We start from the raw sequence: 26,475 nt of genomic DNA on the forward strand, positions 1-26,475 counted from the left end.
CATGGAACTGCTCAAGCTCCCCCTCTCCCGTCCTGTCCCTGCTTCATTCCATGCGCCTCTTCATTCAATCGCAGATCAGGGAATATCCATTGAAACTGTTCAACGTGCTGCCACTGGCATTGACCGTGTTGCTGGCCGGCTGTACTACCGCATCCGATAAAACCGCCGATAAAGAATCGTCCCTCAACGACACACTGCCCAAGTTGACCCTGCAAAACGTATTGCCAACTGTTGCCAGCAACGAACAGTGCAATGCTCAAATGGACAGCGACATTCTGTTCGGCGTCGGCTTCCTGCTGTACGAAAACCAGGAGCTCGATGCTGCGAAAACCTGCATGGTGCTGGCCGCGCCGAAACACCCTCGCGCGTTCTGCTACCTGTCGATGATTGCCGGTCAGGATGAAAGCAAAACCGATGAACAGCGCAATACCGAAGCCTTCAACTACATGGCTTACTCGGCGCTGCAGAACGACTGGTGCGCCGAATATGGCCTGTACCAGGCCTACAACTACGGCAATACCAGCGCCAAACAGGACACGGCCCTGGCCCTGCGCTGGCTGGAGCGCTCGGCCCGGCACGGCTACCCCGAAGCGCAAAAGGACCTGATCGAAAAGTACGAGGAACAAGGCAACCTGAGCGCCGCCTATGCCTGGACCCGAATCATGGCCAAGGCCGATGACACCACCGCAGCCGATGCCTTGAAAGCCAGAATGAGCGCCGCACAGATCGCCGACGGTGACCAGCGCTACACCCAACTCACCGGCCAGGTCACCAGCAAACAAGCCCTGTACGCCGAAGCGCGGGAAGAAGACGTCGGCCGTTACTCTGCCGAGATCTATCAGGACTACCCGGACACCTTTAAGGGCCTGTCGTCCGCCGAGCGTTACAACTACGTCAAGCAAAGCATGTTCAAGGCCATCGACCTGCCGTTCGTCAAGGGTCGTGGCCATGTCCTGAGCTACATCGTGGTGAATCGCCAGGCTCAACTGAAAAAGCCCGGCGTGGACATCGCGCAGGACAAGAAAATCGTCGCGGTGATGAAAGACGACGAACTGTCCGTCGCCGAAACCATCGAGCAGGCACTGTCGATCGTCAACAAAACCTACCGCTAACCAGGCCTGTGGCGAGGAGCTTGCCTGCTCGCCACAACCCGGCCTTGGCCACAAATACCCCTGTGAAGCGGGCTACTCCCCACCCTCCTTCACCACCACCGTGCAGGTAATCCCCGCCGCCAGCAGCACGCCTTCCGGCACCTCGTCGATATGGATGCGCACCGGCACGCGCTGAGCCAAGCGCACCCAGTTGAAGGTCGGGTTGACGTCGGCGATCAGCTCGCGGCTTTCCGGGTTATCGCGGTCGTAGATGCCGCGGGAAATACTCTCCACATGGCCCTTGAGCACCTCGCCGCTCATCAGCTGCATCTCGGCCTTATCGCCGACGCGCACATGGGGCAGCTTGGTTTCCTCGAAGAAGCCGTAGACCCAGAACGAATGCCTGTCGACCACCGCCATCTTCGGTTCGCCGATGCGCGCGTAGTCGCCGCGGTGCACGTTGAGGTTGGTCACGTAGCCGTCGACCGCGGCGCGCACCTGGGTGCGCTTGAGGTTGAGCTCGGCGGCCTCCAGTTGCGCCTGGGCCTGCTGGTAGTCGGCCAGGGCCGAGTCGGCGATGTTGCTGGCGTCGTCGCGGTTCTCCTTGGAGATCACCAGGTTGTCCAGGTCGGCGCGGCGGTGGGCGTTGACCTTGCGCATCTCCCAGGTGGCCTTTCTCGAAGCCACCAGCGACTGCGCCTGCTTGACCGCGATCTGGTAGTGCTCGGGGTCGATCTGCATCAGCAGGTCGCCCTTTTTCACCAGTTGGTTGTCGCGCACCGGCACGTCCACCACTTCCCCGGTGACGTCGGCGGCGACGTTGATGATGTCGGCGCGCACCCGGCCGTCGCGGGTCCACGGCGTGTTCATGTAATGCACCCACAAGGTGCGGCCGATCCACAGGGCCAGGGCCAGCACCAGCAGGGTCGCGAGCAGGCTGAAAAACTTTTTCATCAAAGGACTCTCAACGGTAGACAGTCAGCGCCATGGCGCCGAACAGACAGCAGAACAGGCTCAGGCGCAGCAGCGCCGGGTGCCAGAAAAAACGGTACAGGTCATAACCTGAGATGAACCGGTCCAGGGCCCAGGCCAGGGCCGCGGCAATGAAGAACATCAGGGTCATGGTCGGCATGTACACGCCGTGGAAGGCGATTTCACGAGGCATGTTCAAGTCCTTGGGTCGGGGCCTGTACGGGCTGTGCGGCGTAGGCGGCCAGCGGCGATTGCGGGTCGAGCAATGAGCTGCGGATGAAGTGCAGGTAGCTCTTCACCCGGCGCAAGACCGAGGTATCGAAGTGCGGGGCGAAGGGTTCGTCGCTGGCCTGGACCCGACCGATCGCGTGATCGACCGCGACCAGCGAGCGCGCAAGATTGCTCTGGCTCGGTTGCAGGAACAGCCGCACCAGCGAACGGCCCATGACCCGGATCGCCTGGCGCCACGGCTGGGATTCGGCGTAGGCCGGGTGTACCGGGAGGATCGCCTGTTCCTTGCGCAGCTCGATGATGGCGTGGCCCACCTCCAGCACTACGAACATCCAGCGCAGCAGCTCGCGCTGCACCTGTGGCTGCCCCGCCGCCAGGCCATAGGCCTGGTGCAGCAGGTCGCGGGTGCGGCTTTCGAAGCTCGACGCCAGGCCCTTGAGCTTGCCGCTGATGGCGTATACCACCTGGCCACGCAGGTCCTGCTCCAGGCGGCGCCATAGCCAGCGGCTGTTGGGCGGCAGGATGATCGCCCCGGCGGCGGCGCAGACCAGCATGCCCATGACCATGGCGATGTAGTCGTTGATGAAGGCGTAGGGGTTGTAGACGGTCAGGTTGTCCGGCACCGAACCGGTGCTGAAGAAGATCAGCAGCCCCAGGCCGACCCCGGCGTACTGCGGGCGGGAAGCGAGGAACGAACCGAGCACGATCACCGGCGCCAGCATCACGCACAGCAGTGGAAAACCGTCGATCCAGGGGAACACGAAGAACATCTCGACGAAGCCGACCACGGCCCCGATCAAGGTGCCGCAGGCCATCTGGAAGGCCATGCGTTTCGGGTTCGGCGTGGCGGCCGAGAGGCCGACGGTGGCCGCCGCGATCAGGGTCATGGTGGCGCCGCTGGGCCAGGCGGTGGCGACCCAGTAGCTGCCGAGCACAATCAGGATAAAGGAGGCGCGGATGCCCGAGGCGGCTGAGGCCAGCCAGTTGGTCTGCGGGGTGAAGGGCTCGTCCCAGCGCTCGCGTTCATGGCTGTGTTCGGCCAGGGACGCGTGGGTCTGGGCGTAGCTGTGCAGCTCGTCGACAAAGCGATAGAGCAGTTCATAGGCGGTGTGGAAATCCAGCTGCTCGGCATCGCTCGGTTCGTGCTCCTGGAACAGCGCGCGCATGCTGCGCACCCGCGTTGGCAGCTCGGCCTTGTAGCTCGCCAGTTGCTCGGCCAGGCGCGCGGCATCGGGGCTGGTCAGGGCGCGGCCGGAGAAACCGTCCAGCAGTTCGGCGAGGTCCTGCAACCCCGGTTTGGTCGCCGCCAGCACATACTCAGCGGCACTGTTGCGCAAGCGTTCGAGCAACTGGTGCAGGGCGTTGAAACGGGTGGTGATGCCCATGAACTCGCTGTTCAAACGGCTCAGGCGGCCGTTGCGCCGACGCATGTGCGGGTCTTCGAAGACGGTGACGCTGCGCAGGCCTTCCAGGCCCACCGCTTCGGCGATGAAACGCACGTTGCCGCTCTCGAACACGTCGCGCTGGCTGCGGCCGCGCAAACCGTCGGTGACGAACAGGGCGAACACCCCGAAGCGCTGGTACAAGGCGTTGCGCATCGCCGCGCTGGCGGTCTGCGGCAGGATCGCGGCGCTGACCAGGGTCGAGCAGAGAATCCCCAGGGAGATTTCCAGCACCCGCCATACCGCCGCCATAAAGGCCCCGTCCGGATGGGCCAGGGCCGGCAAGCCGACCATCGCCGCGGTGTAGCCGGCCAGCACGAAGCCGTAGGCGCGGAAGTTGCGATAACGCGCGGCGCCGGCCGAGCAGATGCCGACCCAGATCGCCAGCGACCCAAGGAACAGTTCGGTGTTCTGGGCGAACAGGGCGATCAGCGCCACCATCACCGCCGACCCGGCCAGGGTGCCGAGAAACCGATAGAAGCTCTTGGCGAACACCTGGCCGCTCTGCGGCTGCATGACGATGAACACGGTGATCATTGCCGTGCGCGGTTGCGGCAACTCCAGGCGCATGGCCAGCCACAGGGTGAGGAACGCGGCGGCCAGGACCTTGAAGATATAGACCCAGGTCACGCCGTCGCTGCGTGCCCAGTCGAAGAAACCCCGGCGCCATTCAAGGGAGTACAGCCAGCGCAAGGGAGCAGGCAAGGGAGTCATCGGGTCTTACTCGGTAGTCGGTGCTTGTGTAGTCGGTGCCGAGTGCTCGGCTGTTAATGGTCAAGCAGGGTCAGCGCCGCCGGGGTCTTGCTCGGTTGGGTCCGGCTGTCCTCGGGCACATCGCGCCCCGCCTCCAGGCCGCCGCCCAGGGCCGTCACCAGCTCGGCATGGGCGCTCAGGCGCGCGGCCTGGACCTGCTGCTGGATCTGCTGCTGGTGGAACAGCATGCCCTGGGCATTGAGCACATTGAGGTAGTCGGTGAGGCCGCGCTGGAAGGCGACCATGGCGATGTCGTAGGTCTTCTGCGCCGACGCCACCGACTCGGCGGCGAACTCGGCCTGCTTGTCCATGGACTCGCGGCGGATCAACTGGTCGGAGATGTTCTTCAGGGCGTTGACCAGGGTCTGGTTGTAGTGGGCCACGGCGATGTCATAACCGGCCGCGGCCTCGCCCAGCTCGGCGCGCAGGCGGCCGCCGTCGAAGATCGGCAGGCTGATGGCCGGGCCGACGTTGTAGTTGAGCTTCTTGCCGGTGAGGAACTCCAGCGCCCCGCCGCCGGTGGCCATGTAGCCGAGGCTGCCCACCAGGTCGACGTTGGGGTAGAAGCCGGCGTGGGCGACATCGATGCCGCGGGCCTGGGCCGCCACCTGCCAGCGGCTGGCGACCACGTCCGGGCGCTGGCCGAGCAGTTCGGCGGGCAGCGCCGACGGCAGTTTCAGCGGCGCGGCCAGGGACAGGCTCGGCCGTTGCAACTGCGCGCCCGCCCCCGGTCCCTTGCCGGCCAGGGCAGCGATCTGGTTGCGACCCAGGGCGATTTCTTCGTCCAGGGCGTCCAGCTGGCGATGGGTTTCCGGCAGCGGAGTCTGCGCCTGGCTGACTTCGAAGTGGGTGCCGATGCCGCCGGCCAAGCGCTTTTGCGCCAGTTCGAGGATCTGTTCCTGCTGCTTCAGAGTGGCGAGGACGATGTCGCGCTGGGCGTATTGCAGCGACAGCTGGATATAGGCGCGCACGACATTGTTCTGCAGTTCCAGCTGGGCCAGGCGCGCCTCGGCGGCGCTCATGTGCGCCAGGTCCACGGCACGCTCGCTGGCATTGCTTTCCCGGCCCCAGAGGTCGAGGGCGTAGCTGAAGCCGAGCGCGGCGTTGTTGTCCCAGGTGGTGCTGTTGGCCAGTTCGCCCGGGCCGTAGAACTGATCGGTGGGCCAGTTGTGGCGCTTGAGGGTAGCGTCGCCCTTGATCTGCAGCGACTCGGCCGACTCGGCGATGCCGGCCATGGCACGCGCCTGGCGCACCCGGGCGGCGGCCATGGCCATGCTCGGGCTGCCCTGCACGGCCAGGGTCACCCAGTGGTTCAGCTGCGCATCGCCATAGGCCTGCCACCATTGGGCGGCGGGCCAGCGGGCGTCGCGCGCGGCGCTCTGGATCGCCTCGTCGGTGGCCAGTGTATTGGCCGGTAGTGCCTTGCCCTGTGGGGCAATGCCCCCGGTTCCGATGCAGCCGCTGATTGCTAACGATAAAGCCCAAACACTGAGAGTCTTCAGCTCTCTGCTGATGCGACGCGGCACTGCTGCGAATTCCTGAAATAGGGAGAAGGCGGATCCCTGTAGGAGCGAGCTTGCTCGCGAGACGGTGTCACTGAGCCACCGCATTGCACGGGCTCCGGCAGCCGGCCCCTACAGATCGGCGCAATTCTAGGCGGCGGGCTTTACGGCGATAAGCTGGGATTCCTGTGAATCTTTATTACCGTTCGCGCGATAATCCCTTGGTGCAATAGCCAACAATCTGTTACTTCGTGTCACAATTTGCCATCTCCCCAGAGAGCACCCCATGGACACTTTGCAAAACATGCGTGCCTTCAGCTGTGTCGCCGAAGCCGGCAGCTTCACCGCTGCCGCCGTCCAGCTCGACACCACCACGGCGAATGTCTCGCGCGCGGTCTCCAATCTGGAGGCCCATCTGCAAACCCGCTTGCTCAACCGCACCACTCGCCGCATCGCGCTCACGGAGGCCGGCAAGCGCTACCTGCTGCGCTGCGAGCAGATCCTGGCCTACGTCGAAGAAGCCGAGGCCGAGGCCAGCGATGCCCACGCGCGGCCGTCCGGGCAGTTGAAAGTGCACACCATGACCGGCATCGGCCAGCACTATGTGATCGACGCCATCGCCCGGTACCGCAAGTCGCACCCGGACGTGACCTTCGACCTGACCCTGGCCAACCGCGTGCCGGACCTGCTGGACGAGGGTTACGACGTGTCCATCGTGCTGGCCAGCGAGCTGCCGGACTCGGGTTTCGTCTCCCAGCGCCTGGGCATCACCTACAGCATCGTCTGCGCCTCGCCGGCCTACGTGAAAGCCAATGGCTGCCCGAGCAGCCCCAGCGACCTGTCGAACCACGCCTGCCTGCGCCTGGTGAGCCCGGTGATCGCCCTGGACAAATGGCTGTTCGACGGCCCCGAGGGCCAGGAAGGGGTCACCCTCAACGGCTCGCCGTTCCTGGTGAACTCCGCCGACGCGCTGAAAACCGCGATCACCAGCGGCATGGGCCTGGGCGTGCTGCCGGTGTACGCGGCCATCGAGGGCCTGCGCAACGGTACCCTGGTGCGGGTCATGCCCAAGTACCGCTCCCAGGAGCTGAACCTGTACGCCATCTACCCGTCGCGCCAGTACCTGGACGCCAAGATCAAGACCTGGGTCGAGTACCTGCGCAACACCCTGCCGGAGATTCTCGCCGCCCATCAGGCGGAGCTGACGGCCTATGAACTGAGCGGCGGACTCAGCGGCGTGCGCCTGGCCCCTTGATCGGGGCTTTCTCAGGTATCCCCCTGTAGCCGCTGCCGCAGGCTGCGAAAGGTCCGCAGGACCTCCTGCGGCTGCTGGAACGTCACGGCCGTGCCGGCCGATCGCAGCCTGCGGCAGCGGCTACATTCGCAGAATCTTCTGGCCCTGCGCAGCCGCTACAAAAAGCCCGTGGGGAATGTTAGCTTGCTTGGCATTCTCCTCTGCCTGACGAGCTTTCCCGCGATGAAAAAGACCGTACTTGCCTTCAGCCGCATCACCCCGGACATGATCGAGCGCCTGCGCCAGGACTTCGAGGTGATAGTGCCCAACCCCAAGCAGGGCGATATCGGCGCGCAATTCAACGAAGCCCTGCCCCACGCCCACGGCCTGATCGGCGTCGGTCGCAAGCTGGGTCGCGCGCAACTGGAAAACGCCAGCCGGCTGGAAGTGGTCTCCAGCGTCTCGGTGGGCTACGACAACTATGACCTGGCCTACTTCAACGAACGCGGGATCATGCTCACCAACACCCCGGACGTGCTCACCGAAAGCACCGCCGACCTGGCCTTCGCCCTGCTGATGAGCAGCGCCCGGCGCGTCGCCGAACTGGACGCCTGGACCAAGGCCGGGCAATGGCAGGCCAGCGTCGGCGCGCCGCTGTTCGGTTGCGATGTGCATGGCAAGACCCTGGGGATTGTCGGCATGGGCAATATCGGCGCGGCCATCGCCCGACGCGGGCGCCTGGGCTTCAACATGCCGGTGATCTACAGCGGCAACAGCCGCAAGCCCGCGCTGGAGCAGGAACTGGGCGCGCAGTTCCGCAGCCTCGAGCAGTTGCTGGCCGAAGCGGATTTCGTCTGCCTGGTGGTGCCGTTGAGCGAAAAGACCAAGCACCTGATCAGCCACCGCGAACTGGCGCTGATGAAGCCGGGCGCGATCCTGGTGAACATCTCCCGCGGCCCGGTGGTGGACGAGCCGGCGCTGATCGAAGCCCTGCAGAACGGCACGATTCGCGGCGCCGGCCTGGACGTCTACGAGAAGGAACCGCTGGCCGAGTCGCCGTTGTTCCAGCTGAAAAACGCCGTGACCCTGCCGCACATCGGCTCGGCCACCCATGAAACCCGCGACGCCATGGCCAACCGCGCCCTGGCCAACCTGCGCAGCGCCCTGCTCGGCGAGCGCCCGCAGGACCTGGTCAACCCGCAGGTGTGGAAAGGCTGAAACCCGCGCTGTCCTCTGTAGGAGCGGCCGGCCGACGCTCGATTGCCCGCTCCAGGAACCACGCGCTGTGCCTGAGGTGCCGCCATCGCAAGCAAGCTTCGCTTCTACAGAAGCCCTGCCGCCCACACACCCTGTAGCCGCTGCCGAGCTTGCGAGGCTGCGAAAAGGTCCGCAGGACCTTCAGCGATAGACCTGCAGAATCAGGTCGCCTGGTTTTGCGACGGCTGCGCCGCCGTTCGCAGCCTCGCAGGCTCGGCAGCGGCTACAGATTCAGATTCAAATCCGGATGCAGATGCAGGCACAAGTCTGGGCTTGCGGAACACCAGCACGTTGCCCAGCATCACCAGGACCAGCCCGGCCAGCGCCGGGGCGGTCCACTGGTAACCTTCGGCGAAGGCCGAGACATTCAGCGCCACCACCGGGAACAGCACGGTGCAGTAGGCCGCCCGCTCCGGGCCCATGCGGCCGACCAGGGTCAGGTAGGCGGTGAAGCCGATCACCGACCCCGGGATCACCAGATACAGCAAGGAGCCGATGTAGCGCGTGTTCCACTCCATATCGAAAGGGATGCCCTTGACCAGGCAGTAGCCCGCCAGCATCGCCGCGCCATAGGCCATGCCCCAGGCGTTGGTGGTCAGCGGCCTGAGGCCGGCTTTCTGCTGCAGGCTGGAAAGCATGTTGCCCGCCGAGAAACACAAGGTGCCCAACAGCGCCAGGCCCAGGCCGAGCAGGGTTTGCGGGCTGGCGCTATGGCCCGCCAGTTCCGGCCAGAACAGCAGGCCCAGCCCCAGCAGCCCCAACGCCCCGCCCAGCAGTACGTTGCGGGCGATCTTCTGGGCGAAGAACACCCGGGCATTCAGGGCGTTCCACAGGGTCGCCGTGGAAAACACCACCGCCACCAGGCCGCTGGGAATCCACTGGCTGGCGTGCAGGAAGCACATGAAGTTGATACAGAACAGGCACAGCCCCTGGGCCAGGCAGATCAGGTGCCCGCGGCGGTTCATCACCTGCAGCTTGCGGCTGAGCAGCAGCATGACGAACAGCACCAGGGCCGCCAGGGCGAAGCGATAGACGATGGACACCGGAATCGCCACCACTCCCAGCTGCCACTTGAGGGCAATCCAGGTGGTGCCCCAGATCAGGACGGTGAGCAAATAAAGCGAGAGGTTCATGGCGCGGGACTCCTGTGCAGGGCAACCCAGTCTCAGGCCATTGCGTGCCCGGGCGCTTGCATAAACTTGCGCTTTTGTCGGTTGCCAGGCTGGCAGCGCGCCGCCCACGGAGTAGGATGCAGAACATCATGTAGCTGCTGCCGACAGGCGGCGATCGGCTCCGCAGGAGACGTGCCCTTGAGTTCGCTGAAGGCCTTCGGCCTTATCGCAGCCTATCGGCAGCGGCTACAGAATGCCGTTCAATTTCAGACCTGACCGCCATGCCCGCACTGGAAACCCTGCAAGTCTTTCAAGCCCTGAACCGCTCGCCCAATGCTCGCCTGGAGCACAGCGCCGAGCTCGGTGACGGCCTGGCCGCAGCCTTGTGGAGCAACCATCACGACGCCCAGGACTACGAAGCGCCGAGCCATCACACCCTGTCGTGCTACATCGCCGGCGGCACCGGGACCTTTCGCCGCGGCCAGCCGGGGACCAAGGGCGGCCCGGACAAACTATGCATCCTGCCCGCCGAGCACCAGTCTGCCTGGGTGATCAATGGCGGGATCCGCCTGGCCCACCTGTATTTCAGCCCGGAACAATTCGCCCTGGGCTGCGTGACCCTGCTGGACCGCGAACCCCGCGAACTGCAATTGCAGGAAACCACCTTCCTCGACGACCCGCAGCAGGCCAGGCGCTTTCGGCAACTGATCCAGCTGAACTGGGACGAGCCCGGCGAGCGCCTGCTGACCAGCAGCCTGGCCCACGAGATGCTCAGCCATGCCCTGCTGACCCAGGTCGGCCAGCGCCAGGGCCTGCGCCTCAAGGGCGGGCTGGCGGCGCATCAGCGTCGGCAACTGGTGGAATACATCGACAGCCAACTGGCCGAGCCGATCAGCCTCGGGCAACTGGCCGCGCGCTGCGCCTTGTCGGAATACCACTTCGCGCGGATGTTCCGCGCAAGCTTCGGCCTGCCACCCCATCAATACCTGCTGGCGCGACGCCTGAAGCATGCCCGCGACCTGCTGCGCGGCACCCGCCTGCCCCTGGGTGAGATTGCCCTGGCCTGCGGCTTCGCCAGCGCCAGCCACTTCACCAACCGCTTTCGCCAGGCCCTGGGCGGCACGCCCGGGGAATATCGCCAGGCGTTTCTCGGCTGACGGCGAGTGATCGGCAGGCGTACCGCGTCGCACCTTTTCGCGGGCAAGCCTCGCTCCTACGAACGCGGCGTCTGTAGGGGCGAGGCTTGCCCGCGAAGACGGTGTATCGGTTACCCTCCGTCGTTCCAGGCTTTTACTGCAACAGCACCCGCGTCACCCGGTCTTCCAGGGCCTTGATCTGCGCGCCGTCGGCACGGTAGTTGTTCGATAGCATCACCAGCACCAACCGGCGACCATCGGCCGCTCGCAGATACCCGGACAGCGACGACACGCCCTGCATCGAGCCGGTCTTGGCGTGCAGGTTATCCACAGCCCCGGTGCCTTGCAGGCGATAACGCAGGGTGCCGCCGGTCATGCGCTGGGCATCGCCAGCCACCGGCAGCGCCGCGTACCAGGTGGCGAACCAGGGTTGCTTGCGCGCCACCAGCAACAGGTCGCTAAGGCTCTGGCTGGAAATCTGGTTGCGCCGCGACAGCCCGGAACCGTCCACCTGCACCAACCCTTGCGGGCTCAGGCCCTGGCGCCGCAGGAAGCCCTCGATGGCCGCCACCCCGGCAGCGGCGGTGCCGGCATTGGCGGTCTTGCGGCCCATGGCCTTGAGCAGCACCTCGGACATGTTGTTGTTCGACAGCTTGAGCAAGGGCGTGATCAGGCCCGCCAGCGGCATCGACGAGTGGCTGGCCAACACCCGGGCGGCAGGCGCCGTGGGCTGGCCGAGGCGCACCTGGCCCTGCACCGTCACGCCCTGCTCGGCCAGCGCTTGTTGGAACACGTCCGCCACCAGGCGGGTCGGTTCCCACACGCTGACCCAATTGCGCCGCGACTGCCCCGGCGGCAAGGCGCCACTGACCAGCAGCAGATTGCTGCCATGCTCACGACCGACCTGCAGGCTGTCCGCCGTCCCGACCCGGCCCTGATTGCGCAAGCTCATCAGCCGGTTTTCCGGGCTGACGCGAACCGCCAGCGGCGCTCCCGGCACCGTCGGTGCCGTTACCGCAACCAGTACGCTGCCGGCGTCGAAGTCGTCGTTGGGAGAAATATTGAGCGCGGAAATCTGCGCCGCGTAATACAGGCTTTCATCGTCGCTGGCCCAATCGACGCCAAGTCGTTGATCGTCGAAGGCGGTGTCGTCGAGCACCAGGTCACCCGCGACCTGACGAATGCCGGTACGCGCCACCGCCGCCGCCAGCTCCTGATAATCCTTGGCCTGCATGCTCGGGTCGCCGGAGCCGCGCAGGTAGAGATTGCCGTGCAGCCGCTCGCCCTGTTGCGCACCATCGCCCAGCACCGCGGTGGCGAAACGGTAGTCGGGGCCGAGGACGTCCAGCGCGGCGGCGGTGGTCAGCAGCTTGAGGCTCGAAGCCGGGATCAGGCGGCTGTCGGGGTTGTGCTGATACAAGGCCGCGCCGCTCTCGGCATCGCGCACCGTCAGCGATACCGTGGCGCCCTGGAGCGCCGGGTCGGCGAGGACCTGATCCAGGTCGGCGGCGTACCGGGCGCCGGGATGGCTGGCGCAAGCCGCCAGCGACAAGGCCAGGAACAACCCCAGCCCGCGAGTGTAAAAACGATGTACTGAACCCATGAGAAAGGTATTTCCTTGATGACCTCGAACCCACCGCCGACAGCCTTGCGGCTGCGGCGGGCGCCCAGATAACGATTGGCGAGGGGCCCGTGTCAACGAACAATCGCAGCCGGCGCCTCAGGCCGGACGTTGCGCAGCGCTCATTGCGCCAAGGCGGCCAGCGGACTGACCAGCAACCCCAGCCCGGCCGCCAGCAGCGCCAGGCGCGGCTGATAAGGCAACAACAGCACCAGCGACAAGGCGCTGAGCATCAGGGCCGCGCACCACTGCACCAGGCCAAAAGCCCAGCCAGCCGCCGCGATCGCCGCCCACAGCGAACCCGCCAGCAGCAACCAGCCGCCGAGGCGCAGGCCACTGCGGCGCTGGGCCGTGGGTTTGTAGCCCAGGAGTTCGGCGTGGTGACGGTCCATCGACAGGCACAACCCGGCAAATCCGGGGTAACACAGCAGCAGCGCCAGGAGCATTCAGTTCACCTCGGTTTCAAGGGTGGCCCGTCGCGAGCGGGCGGCGGCGGTGGGATAGGCAGGACGCGACATCTTCCAGGCCGCCCAGGCCAGGAACAGCCCCGCCGCCAGGCAGGTCAGGTCGAACCCGGCCCGGACCCAGTCGCCGTGCACCAGGAAACCATCCAGCACATCGGGCACCGTCAGCGCATCGAGCAGCGGCACACTGGCCAGCAGCAACGCCGCCAGGCCCAACTGCTCGACCCAGGCCTTGCGCCCGCGACGCAGCGCGGCGTGCAGCAGGCTCAGGCCCCAGACAATAAAGAAGCTGTTCACTTCCCAGTCCGCCCGCCCGGCGAGGCTCACCGGCAACAGACGGTTGGCCCAGAAGAAGGCGGCGACAGCCAGCACCAGGCCGGACATGCTGGCGATGTTCAGCACTTCCACCAGCCGCAACTCGAAGGGCGTCACGCCGCTCTTGGCATGCTTGAGCTGGCGCTTGCCGAGCCAGATCACCAGCCCGGTGCCGATCATCGCGGTGGCGGCCAGGCCGCAGATAAAGTACAGCCAGCGCAGCAGCGGCCCGGCGAAGAGGCCCATGTGCAGCCCGTAGAAACCGCCTCGGATAGCGACGATCGGCGACTGCGGCGGGGCAACCTGCAGCAGCTTGCCACTGACGCCGTCGAACGAAACCGCACTGCCAAAATCGCGAACCACCTGGTCGCCACCGTGGCGCATGACATTCACCGAGGCATTGGCATCCCCTGGATTGTTCACCGTGATACGCCCCACGCGGCCGCCCGGCCACTGCTCGCGGGCCTGCTGCAACAGCGGTTCGAGCTGCACCAGCGGCGCCGGCCGGCCCGCGGCCGGTGCGTTGTTGGTGGCGGGAAACGCCTCATTGAACAGTGCCCGGCTGTCTTCGCCGTAGGTGGCCAGGATGCTCGCCGGCATGACCATCGACATGAAGATCACCAGGCTGCTGTAGGTGATCATCAGATGGAACGGCAATACCAGCACACCCACCGCGTTGTGCCCGTCGAGCCAGGAGCGCTGGCCCTTGCGAGGGCGGAAGGTGAAGAAGTCCTTGAAGATTTTCTTGTGGATGATGATGCCGCTGATCAAGGCGACGAACATCAGCATGGCCGCCGCGGTGGACAGCCAGCGGCCCCAGGGATAGGGCATCTGCAACTGGAAATGGAAGCGGTAGAAGAATTCGCCGCCGCGGGTATTGCGGGCCTGCAGCTCGGCGCCGGTGGCCGGGTCCAGCAGTTTCTGGGTGAAGGCGCCGCGCTCGCCGGGCTTGCCCGGAAATTGCCACATCACCGACAACACCGGCTCGCGGGCATCGGGCAGGTTGATGAACCAGCGCGAGGCGCCCTGGGCGTGCTGCTGCAAGTAGCTCTGGGCGAGGATCACGCTGCTCTCGTTGCTGACCGAGCGCGACGGCACTTCGGGCTGCATCCAATGGCTGATTTCATCCTTGAAATAGGCCAGGGTGCCAGTCAGGAAAATCGCCAGCAGCAGCCAGCCGAATACCAGTCCGACCCAAGTGTGCAACCAGGCCATGGACTGGCGAAATCCCTCCTTCATGAGAGGTTCATCCAATACGCCAACGCAGAAATCGCCGCCAACACCAGCGCTGGCAGCAGCAGCCCGAACCAGGCCTGCCAGGCCGTGCGGCAGGCGAAGCACCAGAGCACCGCCACCAGGTAGAACAGGAAGGACGCCATCATGCCGCCGAATACCGCATCGGCGCGGGACACAGGGAGCAGCAGGGTCATGCAAATGCTGGACAACGCCGCCAGCAGGTACCCGCCGAACACCGCGGCCAGCACCCGTGAAGTCACGGCCAGACGATAGGAAAAAGAGATCGCAGCAACTTTGCTTTTCATGTTTCGACCTTGAAACCAGGACAGCCCGGCATTGGCAAATACCTCATGCGGGCTCAAGTCGGCGCAATATTAATGATAAATATTCTCATGTGCAAAAAATCACCAACCCACCGAGGGCTCTTCCGTCGGTCCGGGTTGATTGCCCAATGCCATGTCAGGCCACTACAATGCGAACAATTCTTGTTCTCTTAAGCATTTTCATGCTGCCGGAGCGTTCGGCTTGGCTCACTCCTCTACCGTCGAAGTCCTCTATCACGCCCATCACAGCTGGCTGAACGGCTGGTTGCGGCGTCGGCTCGGCTGCCCCGACAGCGCCGCCGACCTGGCTCAGGACACTTTCATGCGGGTGCTCAGCGCCCGGGAAACGCCGTCGATCGTCGAGCCACGGGCGTTCCTCACCACCATCGCCAAACGGGTGCTGTGCAACCACTACCGGCGCCAGGACCTGGAACGGGCCTACCTCGACACGCTGGCGCAGATGCCGGAACTGCTGGCGCCGTCCGAGGAGGACAAGGCGATCATCCTGCAGACTCTGATGGAGCTGGACCAGTTGCTCGACGGTTTGCCGCGCCTGGTGAAACGCGCGTTCCTGCTGGCCCAGGTCGATGGCCTGAAACACGGCGAGATCGCCCGCGAACTGGGGATCTCCATCGCCACGGTCAAGCGCCACCTGCACAAGGCAGCCCTGCGCTGCTACTTCGCCCTATGAACGCTGCACTCCCCCGCCCGCCGGACATCGGCGCCCAGGTCGCCGAACAGGCCGTGCACTGGCTGCTCGAAATGCAGGCGGGGCCGCTCAGCCCGCGCCAGCAACTGGCCTGGCAGCAGTGGCACGACGCCCACAGCGAACATCAACGGGCCTGGGAACATATCCAGCGGGTCAACCAGCGGCTGCGCGGCCTGTCTTCGCCCCTGGCCCATGCCGCACTCAATGCGCCGAAGTCCTCCAGCCGGCGCCAGGCGCTGAAACTGCTGCTGATCCTCGGCGCCGGTTCCGCCGCGGCCTGGGGCTTGCGCGAACACAATCCGCTGACCCCGCTGATGGCCGACTACCGCAGCCCGGTGGGCCAGCGGCGCACGCTGCAACTGAGCGACGGCAGCCAGCTGCAGCTCAATACCGACAGCGCGGTGGACGTGAGTTTCGATGGCCAGCAACGGCTGATCCGGCTGTTGGCCGGGGAGATCCTGCTGACCGCCGCGGCCGACCGCCGGCCGCTGCTGATCCAGAGCGCCCACGGCCTGCTACGCCCGCAAGGCGCACGCTTGAACCTGCGCCAGTTCAGCCAGCGCACCCAGCTGGCGGTGTTCGAGGGCAACGTCAGCCTCAGCCCGTCGGATTATTCGGCAGCACCATTGCAGGTAAGCAAGGGGCAACAATTGAGCTTCACCCGCAGCGCCTGGGACAACCCGCGGCCGCTGGACGCCGGCAGCGGCGCCTGGAGCGAGGGCATGCTGGTGGCTGCCCATATGCGCCTGGCGGACTTCCTCGACGAGTTGGGCCGCTACCGTCGCGGCCAGCTCAACTGCGATCCACGGGTCGCCGACCTGCTGATCTCCGGCAGTTACCCACTGGACGACAGCGAACGGATCCTCGACCTGCTGGAAATCAGCCTGCCGGTGAAGGTCCGGCGCTTCACCCGTTATTGGGTCACGGTCGAGGCCCGCGCCTGAACCTGTAGCCGCTGCCGCAGGCTGCGATAAGGTCCGAAGGACCTTCGAGGGCCTCAAGAGCACGTCCCCTTCGGGGCCGATCGCAGCCTTCGGCAGCGGCTACAAATCAGCGCCGATTCAATGTTTTTTCCGACGTGCGAATTATTTTCATTTTGTGTGAGCCGTTTTCCAGCACTCGCGTGACAGAGAAGGAAAGCCCCCTTGACTGCAACCTTCTCAGGATCGATGTCCATGCCCCAGCACCCCACTCACCTTACGCCCCTTGCCCGTACCCTGCGCCAGTTGCTGCTGGGCGCCAGCCTGAGCTTTTCCGCCCTGCCGCTGGCCATCGCCGCCGACGGCCCGACGCGCGATTACCACATCGCGGCAGCGTCGCTGGAAAACGCCCTGAACCAGTTCGGCCGTGAAGCCGGGGTGCTGATTTCCTTCGGCTCCCAGGTCACCAGCGGCGTGCAGAGCCAGGGCCTGGAAGGCAGCTACACCACCGAAGAAGGTCTGAATGCCCTGCTCAAGGGCACCGGCCTGCAAGCCCGCGCCGAAGGCAACAATGCCTTCAGCCTGCAACCGGTGAGCGCCGAGGGCGCACCGGCGGCCCTGGAGCTGGGCGCCTCCAGCGTGGTCGGCGACTGGCTGGGCGACGCGGCGCAGAGCAACGTCTTCGAACACCCGGGTGCGCGGGACGTGATCCGCCGCGAAGAATTCGAACGCCAGGGCGCGACCCAGGCCCGCGACGTGCTCAACCGCATCCCCGGGGTCAACGCCCCGGAAAACAACGGCACCGGCAGCCACGACATGGCGCTGAACTTCGGCATTCGCGGGCTCAACCCGCGCCTGGCCTCGCGCTCCACGGTACTGATGGACGGCATTCCGGTGCCCTTCGCGCCCTATGGCCAGCCGCAGCTGTCCTTCGCCCCGGTCAGCATGGGCAACATGGACGCGGTGGATGTGGTGCGTGGCGGTGGCGCGGTGCGTTACGGGCCGCAGAACGTCGGCGGCATCGTCAACTTCGTGACCCGCGCCATCCCCGATGCACCCACGGTCAAGGGCGGCTTTCAGACCGAGACCAGCCCGTCCTCCAGCCACGACGGTTTCAAGACCACCGGCAACCTGCTGGCCGGCGGCACCGCCGACAACGGCTTGGGCGGTGCCCTGCTGTACTCCGGCACCCGTGGCGGTGACTGGCGCGAACACAGCGACACGCAAATCGACGACCTGATCCTCAAGGGCCACTACCAACTCGACGACGCCAACAGCTTCAACGCCATGGCCCAGTACTACGAGGGCGAGGCCGACATGCCCGGCGGCCTGAACGTCGCCGACTACAAGGCCGATCCCTATCAGTCGACCCGCCCGTACGACAAGTTCTGGGGCCGCCGCACGCTGATCAACTTCGGTTATCGCTACCAGGAAGATCGTCGCGAATTCACCGTCAACAGTTTCTTCACCAAGACCCTGCGCAGCGGCTACCTGGACCAGGGCAGCTTCCTGTCGCTGTCGCCGCGCGAATACTGGGTGCGCGGCGTCGAAACCCGCTTCGCCCAAGGCTTCGACCTGGGGCCGACCAGCCATGAGCTGGGCATCGGCTACCGCTACGTCAACGAGGCCGGCCACGAGTTGCGCTACCGCACGCCGATCAGCGCCAACCAGCAACTGCCCAGCACCAGCAGCCGCAACGACCGCGATACCCGCGGCGGCACCGAGGCCAATGCATTCTTCGTCGACGACCGCATCGACATCGGCAAGTGGACCCTCACCCCGGGCATCCGCTACGAGATGATCGAGTCCCAGCAGACCAACAACCTGACCAACGTCAAATACAAGGGCGACTACAACACCGCGCTGCCGGCGCTGAACGTGATGTACCACCTGACCGACAGCTGGAACCTCTACGCCAACACCGAAGGTTCGTTCGGCAGCGTGCAGTACAGCCAGATGCCCAACCGCGTGAGCAGCGGCGAAGTGAAACCGGAGAAGGCCCGCACCTGGGAACTGGGCACCCGCTATGACGACGGCGCCCTGCGGGCGGAGATCGGCGCGTTCCTGATCAACTTCGACAACCAGTACGACAGCAACCAGACCAACGACTCGGTGATCGCCCGTGGCGAAACCCGCCACCAGGGCATCGAGACCAGCGTCAATTACGCACTGGACGGCCTGAGCCCGGCGCTGGCCGGTTTCGATCTGTACGCCACCTACGCCTACGTCGACGCCACCATCCGTGAGGACGGGCCGAACAAGGGCAACCGCGTGCCGTTCTCGTCCAAGCACAAGGGCACCCTCGGCATCGGCTACACCGAAGGCCCGTGGAAGCTGAACTTCGACAGCAGCTACCAGAGCAGCCAGTTCGCCGACAATGCCAACACCTGGGCCGAAAGCGCCGACGGCAGCACCGGGCGGATTCCCGGCTACATGCTGTTCAGCAGCCGCGCCGCCTACGACTTCGGCCCGCAACTGTCGGACCTGAGCGTGGCGATCGGGGTGAAGAACATCTTCAACCACCAGTACTTCACCCGCTCGTTCGACGACAACAACAAAGGCAAGTACGTGGGCGAACCGCGGACCCTGTACGTACAGACCTCCGTGGCGTTCTGATCCACGGCCACCACCTGGCAGTAGGAGCGAAGCTTGCTCGCGATAGCGTCCGGCCTGACACACCGCGCCGCCTTCATCGCCGGCAAGCCTGGCTCCTACAGAACAGCAAATCATTCCGCTCGACATGTTTATCAAGGCGTTCAAGCCAAAAGATCAGTAATCAATTACAACGGCGTCAAAAATCAGCCGCTGATAACTTGCACCCTGTCATTCAGAAATAACCATATAACAAATCAAACCTATAAAAATCCGATGTTGGTTGCACACAGCAATGACGATGAATTGAAGGCAGTAGTCAGTCACGTGATGCCATCCTTTTCAGGAGTATCGATCTCACGGACAACCTCAATTGGAGCTTGCTATGCAAAACGACTTTACGTCCCCAACCTCTGTTGCCTTTTCTAACCGAGGTGCAGATATCGAGTTCAAACCCAGGAAGAAAAATATCCTGATGAGAATCATATCTAAAACCTCCATTTGCAGTCAGTCTCTCGCAGCCGGTGGCTGCGAAGGGTGGAAGTGGTAAACATGATCGTTTGACAGTGGAGAACCTCTTTGCTTGCAAAGAGGTTCTGATAATTGGTTGAAAGCGAGCATGATCAATATGAGTTCAAACTTCTACTCTATTACCGACTTTGATGAAGATAGCGTCCCTGGCTTCGCGGCAAAAGCCTACAAACTGACACTGCCTTATGTTACTCAATTCTTGACAGCCAGACACCCGCATCGAAATGGCGCTGTCTGTCCATTTATCGCTGGCGCTCTTAAAAACGAAACGCTGTATTTCAGCTTTGCCGACTTTCATGACCATCACGACTGGTCCGCCTTCATAGAACAATGCATCAGATTCATGGAAAGCAAGCGGAGTGATAGTAAGCTTGGTCGTGCCTTGATCATCCTGCTTCCCGACGACTTCGACCTGGAGGCCTTGTTACGAATTCATGTAGATAACAAAGTAAAATGTGTAGAGTCCTTTTTAATGCTTGGTGCCCTCTACAAAGACAGCAATGCAAAAAGCCTTCACAGCCCTGACTTTTTCCCTCTGAGAACACCCACCCCAACTCTTGTGATGCGAGAAATTACCGCGGGGGACTTAGTTTTTCTTGAACCTAAGCATTACAGCATTTTTACCCGACTGAAGTTTCTTAAATCATATGTTCGTCGCTTCGAAAGCGACAAATCTTCAGCGTACGAAATGCGCCAGGCTTCTGTTTCAAGGAAGATCATCAAGCAATACAGCATAAAAATAGTTTTGGATTGCCTTTTCCGACTGGCATTGCTCTCTATCATCATCGGCAGCATCACTGTAGCTCTTAAAGGAGCCACGCATGTTTACCTCCAATAGGTATTTCATTTCAGGCATTGTGCTGATCATCTCTCAGCAAGTCTCCCTGGGCATATCAACCTATTATATTGCCATGGCTGGCGCGGCTCTTTCGCTGCAAGACTACCAACTGCTAAAGACTCGGATAATCCTTTTCTTCTCATTTGCCTTGCTGGGATACCTGATCAGTTCCGCAGTAGAATTCATTTCTGCAAAGCTCAAGATTGATTTATGGGAGAAATACATCTTCTCCGTTTACGAGCATCTTCGCCACAATCAACCTCTTTCGTCTGAAGCAAACCGCAAGAATGTCCAGAGCTGGCTGGGCAGTGAAGTACCGACAACGCTGGATGGCACAGTCAATCTCTATTTCGGCATGACTTCCGTGTATAGCAATATCATAGTCACCCTCTATGTATTTTATTGGGTGCTCGGGACCCACATCGCCATACTAATGGCAAGCTCCATTCTGATTTCATACTTTCTGGTAAAGGCCATGAAAAGCAGAATAAGTGTCTCCGCCACAGAAATACAACAGAAGAGGCTCAACGTAGTCAAGCGTGCAAGTTCGCTTTGGGATTACTACCTGAATGCAAACTCATCCATGATTGGCTACTCGGAGGCTTCTTCCAGATCATTGATCGCGGACTTCCTTAAATCCTCCCTGTACTACACCAGGCTTGAGCAATTGGCCGCGTGCTTGCCGATATGTATAGCCGTCGCAATAATTCTGATATACCTGCAAGGACTGCCTCTGAGCCAGTCTGTCCCTTGGGGGATGATCGTTGCGGTTTTACCGCGGTCCCTGCAGGTATTCGGAAATGTTCACTCAATGAGTTTGTATAACAGCAAGTACGTATACTTTTGCAAAAGAATCAGCAATCTGTTGAATTTCACCGATACATTGGAGCCACTGAACCTCAACAAACAAGTCGTTCGCGAAGATATATCGATTTGCAATACCGTGAATGGAAAGACCATCCCCATTGATCAATTGCTCGATGACATTCGCACAATCGCCAGCCTTAAAGGAAGGTTTCTCGTGTCAGGCAAGAATGGTTCTGGAAAGTCGTCTTTTTTAAAACTGATCAAATCAGAGTTTGCCGAGTCCATTTTGCTGCCAAACCACGTAAGTTTTCATGAAACCGACGCTCCACTTTCCACTGGAGAAAGTCAGGTTCAAAAGCTCCTTCATGTACTGAATCAAAAGGCCCGGATAATCCTGCTCGATGAGTGGGATGCAAATCTGGACAGCCAGAACAAGCTACGAATCGGCAACATCCTGAGCCAGAAAGCCGAGGAAATATTGATTATTGAAGTGCGGCATATTCAAGAGGCGATCTGAAATCAACTCCAAATGCCTACTGTCGAGTCCCTTGCCACGCGGGTATCCGTATTTGCCCGATCAGCCAACGACCTTTCGCGAACACAGCAGGATGAGCCTGGGTTGAGCTACAAAAAAAGGCCATCGCAGCGATGGCCTTTATGTGTCTCCCCCAATAATGAGGGCCTGCATTGGATGTCCAGCACCTACAAACATCAGCTGCACAGCAGGCGCATGTTTTTGAACAGTAACTCAGCCGTCAGCTATTGAGCGCGGCCTGTTCGTTTTCCAGGAATTCCTCTTCAAGCAAGGCGTCGGCCTGGCCTTCGCGGGCGCTTGGCGCTGCCGCGGCGCGCTTGTTGCGCAACCGGCCGAACAGGTGTTCCAGGGAATTCTCCAGCTTGGTGGCCGCTCCTTCGATGGCCAGTTCCAGGGATTCGGCTTTGTGGGTCACGGAAATCGGTTGATGGCCTTTTGGCCGCGCCTCCAGTTGGCAGCGCAAATCGTGGGGACCGGGCTTGTCGCCGTTCTCGTCCCGCAGGTGAACCTCGACTCGGGTCAGGTCCTCCTCGTAGCGTTCGAGCGTGCTCTCAATGGTAGTACGTACCCACTCCTCCAGTCGGATGCTGCTTTGAATATGGTTATCGCTATTGACCTGGATTTGCATAGTTCTTCCCTTATTTCAGCTAGCTCGCGAGAGGAACCGCGTGCCCCTGAGGGCGTACTTTTTGCGGCCTCTTGGTTACAGAGTTGGGCAGAGCGCGGAACAATTCAACCCCTAAAAAAAGATAAATATCTATTCGCAAATAAAGCCGGACAAGGAGCAAAAGCGCTGTTAATGTCGGGAGTTGGGTCGCCTCTGTCCCTGGCCTTTTTCACTCACAACTGCCCCTCTCCCAGAGGGTGCTGGCTGCGAAAAATCCCCGCCTCCTCCACCAACCAGTCGTGCACCGCGCGCACGCCCGGATGGCTCAGCGCACCCGGCGCATACAGCAGCACATAACGCTTGTGATTGGGCACCGCGAGGCCGAACGGCACGATCAGGGTGCCGCGCTCCAGCTCATCGTTGAGCAGGGTACGCCGGGCAATCGCCACCCCCATCCCGGCGATCGCCGCCTCGATGGTCAGGTGGTTGCGATTGAAGGTGTGCCCACGCCGCACATCCGCGCCCTCGCAGCCGATGGCATTGAGATAGAACTCCCACTCCGCGTACTCATAGCTGCCGCGCCAGGCGGTGATGTCGTGCAGCAACGGGAAATGCACCAGGTCCGCCGGGCCGTGCAACGGCGGCCGCCCGCGCAACAGCCCCGGGGCACAGACCGGAAATATCTGCTCATCCAGCAGGGCTGTGGATAACAACCCCGGATAGCTGCCGTCGTTGAGGTCGATGGCCAGGTCGAAATCGCCTTCGTGCAAGGCCACGCTGCTGTCCTCGGCCACCAGCCGCAGCTGAATGTCCGGAAAACGCTGCTGCAGCCGGGGCAAACGCGGGGTCAGCCATTTGCCGAGAAACGACGGGATCGAGCGCAGGCGCAAGGTGCCGCTGATCATTCCGGCATCCAGCCGGCGCAATTCGGCGTCGATGCTGCCATAGGCCTCGTTCACCGTGATCGCCAGCCGCTGCCCCTCGGCGCTCAGCTCCACCCCACGGGCGCGCCGATGAAACAGGCGAAAGCCGAGCCGCTCTTCCAGCAAGCGGATCTGCTGGCTGACCGCCCCCGGGGTGATGTGCAGTTCTTCCGCGCAACGGGTGAACGACAAGTGCCGCGCGGCACAGGAAAACACATGCAGCCAGACGTAGGTCTGGGCATGAAACTGACGACTCATCGTTTAGTCCTGCTAAAGGCTGTCTTAGGAAAATTCGTTGGTCAGTCTTGACCGAGCTAGGCAGTATCGCCGACCTGACGCTCGGCCTACAAAAAATGGCAGCGATTTCTCTTCCATTGCTTGTAAGGCTTTAGCATGGCTATCAGCGTTTTCGATCTCTTCAAAGTCGGTATCGGCCCATCCAGCTCCCACACCGTCGGCCCGATGCGCGCCGCCGCGACCTTCGCCCAGGGGCTGTTCGAGCAAGGGTTGCAGGAGCAGGTGCAGCGGGTGGAAATCCGCCTGTACGGCTCCTTGTCCGCCACCGGCGTCGGCCATGCCACCGACCGCGCCTGCGTCATGGGCCTGATGGGCGAATGGCCCGACAGCATCGACCCGAGCAGCATCGGCCCACGCATCCAGCAACTGCGCGAAAGCGGCGAGCTGAGCCTCGGCGGCCGTTCGACCATCGCCTTCGACTGGCACCGCGACCTGTTGCTGCTCGACGAAAGCCTGCCCTACCACCCCAATGCCATGTCGCTGTCAGCCTTTGGTGCGGACGGCCTACTGTGGCAGCAGATCTACTACTCGGTGGGCGGCGGTTTTATCGTCGAGGAAGCCGAAGTGGCCGAAGGCGCCCCGGCGGCCAACGGCGTCGAACTGCCCTACGACTTCAACAGCGCGGTGGAGCTCCTGGCCCTGTGCCAACGGCACCAGCTGCGGGTCTCGGAACTGATGATGGCCAACGAACGGGCCTGGCGCAGCGACGCCGAAATCCGCAGCGGCCTGCTGCACATCTGGGCGGTGATGCGCGAATGCGTCGAGCAGGGCCTGCGCCACGAAGGCACCCTGCCCGGCGGCCTGGATGTGCCGCGCCGCGCGGCCAAGCTGCATCGCAACCTGCTGGAAATCGGCAAGCCCAACGTCATCAGCTCGACCCTGTCGGCCATGGAGTGGGTCAACCTGTTCGCCCTGGCGGTGAACGAGGAAAACGCCGCCGGCGGGCGCATGGTCACCGCACCGACCAACGGCGCGGCGGGGATCATCCCGGCGGTGCTGCATTACTACATGAAGTTCAACCCCGAAGCGTCGGACGACGACGTGGTCGACTTCTTCCTCGGCGCCGCCGCGGTGGGCATCCTCTGCAAGAAAAACGCCTCGATCTCCGGCGCCGAAGTCGGCTGCCAGGGCGAGGTGGGTTCCGCCTGCGCGATGGCCGCCGCCGGCCTGGCCGAGGTGCTTGGGGCCACCCCGGAGCAACTGGAAAACGCCGCCGAAATCGGCCTGGAACATAACCTCGGCCTGACCTGCGACCCGGTCGGCGGCCTGGTGCAGGTGCCCTGCATCGAGCGCAACGCAATCGCCGCGGTGAAAGCGATCAACGCCACCCAGATGGCCCTGCGCGGCGACGGTAAACACTTCATTTCCCTGGACCGGGTGATCCGCACCATGCGCGATACCGGCGCCGATATGCATGACAAATACAAAGAAACTTCACGGGGTGGCCTGGCCGTGAGCTGGGTGGAGTGCTGAGGAGCGCTCCCTGACTGTCCGCCCCACGTGAGCCCGAGCAAAAATAATAACGAGGCAATACCGATGACCGATGTACGAACACCCGCTGCCGAAAACCCTGCCGTAGAGACTGCCCGCGACACCACGACCGCCAACCAGGGCTGGAGCAAGCACGACACCACCTGGATGCTCGGCCTGTACGGCACCGCCATCGGCGCCGGCACCCTGTTCCTGCCGATCAACGCCGGGGTCGGCGGCTTCTGGCCGCTGATCGTGCTGGCGCTGCTGGCCTTCCCGATGACCTTCTTCGCCCACCGCGGACTGACCCGCTTCGTACTGTCCGGGCGTTCCGGCGACATCACCGAGGTGGTGGAAGAGCACTTCGGCATCGGCGCCGGCAAGCTGATCACCCTGCTCTACTTCTTCGCCATCTTCCCGATTCTGCTGGTGTACAGCGTGGCGCTGACCAACACCCTGGGCAGCTTCATGGAGCACCAGCTGCACATGACCCCGCCGCCACGGGCAATCCTGTCGCTGGTGCTGATCCTCGGCCTGATGGCCATCGTGCGCTGCGGCCAGGGCGTGATCGTGCGGGCCATGAGCGTGCTGGTCTATCCCTTTGTCGCCGCGCTGTTGCTACTGGCCCTCAGCCTGATCCCGAACTGGAACGGCGCCTTCTTCGCCTCGGCCAATGACGGCATGTCCACGCCGCTGTTCCTCAAGACCCTGTGGCTGGCGATCCCGGTGATGGTGTTCTCGTTCAACCATTCGCCGATCATCTCGGCCTTTGCCGTCGACCAGAAGCGCCACTACGGCGCCCAGGCCGAAGGCAAGAGCAGCGGCATCCTCGCCGTGGCCCACGGCATGATGGTGCTGACGGTGATGTTCTTCTGCTTCAGCTGCGTGCTGGCCCTGTCGCCGGCCGACCTGGCCGCGGCCAAGGCGCAGAACATCTCGATCCTGTCGTACCTGGCCAACCACTTCCAGACGCCGGTGATCGCCTATGCGGCGCCGCTGATCGCGCTGGTGGCGATCACCAAATCCTTCCTCGGCCACTACATCGGCGCCAGCGAAGGTTTCCAGGGGCTGATCGTGAAAAGCCTGCGCAGCCGCGGCCGGACCCTGTCGTCGCGCTGGCTGGAGCGTTGCACCGCGCTGTTCATGGTCCTGACCTGCTGGGCCGTGGCCACCTTCAACCCGAGCATCCTCGGCATGATCGAAACCCTGGGCGGACCGGTGATCGCCTGCTTGCTGTTCCTGATGCCGATGTACGCGATCCGGCGGGTGCCATCGCTGCGCCAGTATTCGGGCCAGCTGTCGAATCTGTTCGTGGTGCTGATCGGTCTGATCGCACTGTCAGCGATCATTTATTCGTTCATGCCCTGAAACGGGTAGCCAAAGAAAAACGGACCTATTGGTCCGTTTTTTTTCGCCCCCGGGTTTATTGGGCGGCGCTTTTCCCGGCATGCCCTTTGCTTTGCAAGACCCGAGGAATACGGACGTTATCAAACCTCAGCGAACGGCCTGCCAGTGGTCTGGACATGCGAACTAATCCCGATCCCGGCCGGTCAATGA

Annotated in this window: 22 protein-coding genes; 11 read left to right on the top strand and 11 right to left on the bottom strand. The window is 63.0% G+C overall.

Going from position 1 to position 26,475, the window contains the following annotated elements:
* Positions 1-89: 89 nt before the first annotated feature.
* Positions 90-1,112, top strand: coding sequence for an SEL1-like repeat protein (locus AC07Y9_RS12530; RefSeq protein WP_256580906.1), 1,023 nt, complete (start codon positions 90-92; stop codon positions 1,110-1,112).
* A gap of 72 nt (positions 1,113-1,184) precedes the next feature.
* Here the strand turns inward: AC07Y9_RS12530 and AC07Y9_RS12535 are convergent, their stop codons facing one another.
* Genes AC07Y9_RS12535 through AC07Y9_RS12550 form a run of 4 tightly spaced genes read right to left on the bottom strand, consistent with a single transcriptional unit; the run spans position 1,185 to position 6,015 of the window.
* Positions 1,185-2,045 carry an efflux RND transporter periplasmic adaptor subunit gene (locus AC07Y9_RS12535; RefSeq protein WP_092417947.1) on the bottom strand — a complete coding sequence of 287 codons (861 nt, stop codon included), beginning with the start codon at positions 2,043-2,045 and terminating at the stop codon, positions 1,185-1,187.
* 10 nt (positions 2,046-2,055) lie between these two features.
* Complete coding sequence (locus AC07Y9_RS12540) at positions 2,056-2,256, bottom strand: DUF1656 domain-containing protein (protein WP_007930063.1); 201 nt, start codon at positions 2,254-2,256, stop codon at positions 2,056-2,058.
* On the bottom strand, positions 2,246-4,450 hold the full coding sequence (locus AC07Y9_RS12545; RefSeq protein ID WP_102679321.1) for an FUSC family protein: 2,205 nt from the start codon (positions 4,448-4,450) through the stop codon (positions 2,246-2,248). The genes AC07Y9_RS12540 and AC07Y9_RS12545 overlap by 11 nt, the downstream gene beginning before the upstream one ends.
* A gap of 53 nt (positions 4,451-4,503) precedes the next feature.
* Entirely contained in the window at positions 4,504-6,015 is a 1,512-nt protein-coding gene (locus AC07Y9_RS12550; protein ID WP_087091299.1) for an efflux transporter outer membrane subunit, read from the bottom strand.
* Positions 6,016-6,277: 262 nt separating this feature from the next.
* On the opposite strand from AC07Y9_RS12550, the gene AC07Y9_RS12555 reads away from it, so the two are divergent.
* Both AC07Y9_RS12555 and AC07Y9_RS12560 read left to right on the top strand, forming a co-directional pair.
* Positions 6,278-7,246, top strand: coding sequence for a LysR family transcriptional regulator (locus tag AC07Y9_RS12555; RefSeq protein ID WP_007930066.1), 969 nt, complete (start codon positions 6,278-6,280; stop codon positions 7,244-7,246).
* 222 nt (positions 7,247-7,468) lie between these two features.
* On the top strand, positions 7,469-8,443 hold the full coding sequence (locus AC07Y9_RS12560) for a 2-hydroxyacid dehydrogenase (protein WP_102679324.1): 975 nt from the start codon (positions 7,469-7,471) through the stop codon (positions 8,441-8,443).
* Between the two features lie 200 nt (positions 8,444-8,643).
* On the opposite strand, the gene AC07Y9_RS12565 is transcribed toward AC07Y9_RS12560, so the two are convergent.
* The gene (locus tag AC07Y9_RS12565; protein WP_102690458.1) at positions 8,644-9,615 is read right to left on the bottom strand and encodes a DMT family transporter; all 972 of its coding nucleotides are present in this window, start codon (positions 9,613-9,615) and stop codon (positions 8,644-8,646) included.
* 260 nt (positions 9,616-9,875) lie between these two features.
* On the opposite strand from AC07Y9_RS12565, the gene AC07Y9_RS12570 reads away from it, so the two are divergent.
* Entirely contained in the window at positions 9,876-10,751 is an 876-nt protein-coding gene (locus tag AC07Y9_RS12570; protein WP_087091298.1) for a helix-turn-helix domain-containing protein, read from the top strand.
* A 133-nt stretch (positions 10,752-10,884) separates the two neighbouring features.
* Here AC07Y9_RS12570 and dacB read toward each other — a convergent pair whose 3' ends face one another.
* From dacB to AC07Y9_RS12590, 4 genes are all read right to left on the bottom strand, one after another.
* Positions 10,885-12,333, bottom strand: coding sequence for a D-alanyl-D-alanine carboxypeptidase/D-alanyl-D-alanine endopeptidase (dacB, locus tag AC07Y9_RS12575; protein WP_102678603.1), 1,449 nt, complete (start codon positions 12,331-12,333; stop codon positions 10,885-10,887).
* Positions 12,334-12,473: 140 nt separating this feature from the next.
* Positions 12,474-12,797 (bottom strand): DUF3325 domain-containing protein, encoded by a 324-nt coding sequence (locus AC07Y9_RS12580; protein WP_102678604.1) that lies wholly within the window; start codon positions 12,795-12,797, stop codon positions 12,474-12,476.
* Positions 12,798-14,369 carry a PepSY-associated TM helix domain-containing protein gene (locus tag AC07Y9_RS12585; RefSeq protein WP_102678605.1) on the bottom strand — a complete coding sequence of 524 codons (1,572 nt, stop codon included), beginning with the start codon at positions 14,367-14,369 and terminating at the stop codon, positions 12,798-12,800.
* Positions 14,366-14,671 (bottom strand): DUF3649 domain-containing protein, encoded by a 306-nt coding sequence (locus AC07Y9_RS12590; protein ID WP_102678691.1) that lies wholly within the window; start codon positions 14,669-14,671, stop codon positions 14,366-14,368. The genes AC07Y9_RS12585 and AC07Y9_RS12590 overlap by 4 nt, the downstream gene beginning before the upstream one ends.
* 220 nt (positions 14,672-14,891) lie before the next feature.
* Here AC07Y9_RS12590 and AC07Y9_RS12595 point away from each other — a divergent pair, with 220 nt between their 5' ends.
* The 5 genes from AC07Y9_RS12595 (at position 14,892) to AC07Y9_RS12615 (ending at position 21,603) form a co-directional block, all read left to right on the top strand.
* Complete coding sequence (locus tag AC07Y9_RS12595) at positions 14,892-15,380, top strand: sigma-70 family RNA polymerase sigma factor (protein ID WP_097135882.1); 489 nt, start codon at positions 14,892-14,894, stop codon at positions 15,378-15,380.
* Entirely contained in the window at positions 15,377-16,342 is a 966-nt protein-coding gene (locus tag AC07Y9_RS12600) for a FecR domain-containing protein (protein WP_102678606.1), read from the top strand. Before AC07Y9_RS12595 ends, AC07Y9_RS12600 begins: the two co-directional genes overlap by 4 nt.
* Before the next feature lie 231 nt (positions 16,343-16,573).
* A complete protein-coding gene (gene fecA, locus AC07Y9_RS12605) occupies positions 16,574-18,934 on the top strand; it encodes a TonB-dependent Fe(3+) dicitrate receptor FecA (RefSeq protein WP_102678607.1) in 2,361 nt (786 codons plus the stop codon).
* 595 nt (positions 18,935-19,529) lie between these two features.
* Positions 19,530-20,279, top strand: a complete 750-nt coding sequence (locus tag AC07Y9_RS12610; RefSeq protein WP_102678608.1) for a DUF6875 domain-containing protein — start codon at positions 19,530-19,532, stop codon at positions 20,277-20,279.
* Positions 20,263-21,603 carry an ATP-binding cassette domain-containing protein gene (locus AC07Y9_RS12615; protein WP_087091290.1) on the top strand — a complete coding sequence of 447 codons (1,341 nt, stop codon included), beginning with the start codon at positions 20,263-20,265 and terminating at the stop codon, positions 21,601-21,603. Before AC07Y9_RS12610 ends, AC07Y9_RS12615 begins: the two co-directional genes overlap by 17 nt.
* A 238-nt stretch (positions 21,604-21,841) precedes the next feature.
* On the opposite strand, the gene AC07Y9_RS12620 is transcribed toward AC07Y9_RS12615, so the two are convergent.
* Together AC07Y9_RS12620 and AC07Y9_RS12625 are read right to left on the bottom strand one after the other, a co-directional pair.
* Entirely contained in the window at positions 21,842-22,249 is a 408-nt protein-coding gene (locus tag AC07Y9_RS12620) for an HPF/RaiA family ribosome-associated protein (RefSeq protein ID WP_007932409.1), read from the bottom strand.
* Between the two features lie 212 nt (positions 22,250-22,461).
* Complete coding sequence (locus AC07Y9_RS12625) at positions 22,462-23,409, bottom strand: LysR substrate-binding domain-containing protein (protein WP_009042241.1); 948 nt, start codon at positions 23,407-23,409, stop codon at positions 22,462-22,464.
* 135 nt (positions 23,410-23,544) lie between these two features.
* Here AC07Y9_RS12625 and AC07Y9_RS12630 point away from each other — a divergent pair, with 135 nt between their 5' ends.
* Together AC07Y9_RS12630 and AC07Y9_RS12635 are read left to right on the top strand one after the other, a co-directional pair.
* Positions 23,545-24,921: an L-serine ammonia-lyase gene (locus AC07Y9_RS12630; protein WP_102678609.1), complete on the top strand. Its 1,377-nt coding sequence runs from the start codon at positions 23,545-23,547 to the stop codon at positions 24,919-24,921.
* Between the two features lie 63 nt (positions 24,922-24,984).
* Positions 24,985-26,286, top strand: coding sequence for a serine/threonine transporter (locus AC07Y9_RS12635; RefSeq protein WP_102678610.1), 1,302 nt, complete (start codon positions 24,985-24,987; stop codon positions 26,284-26,286).
* Positions 26,287-26,475: the final 189 nt, after the last annotated feature.

The organism is Pseudomonas sp. GW456-L12, from assembly GCF_059424045.1.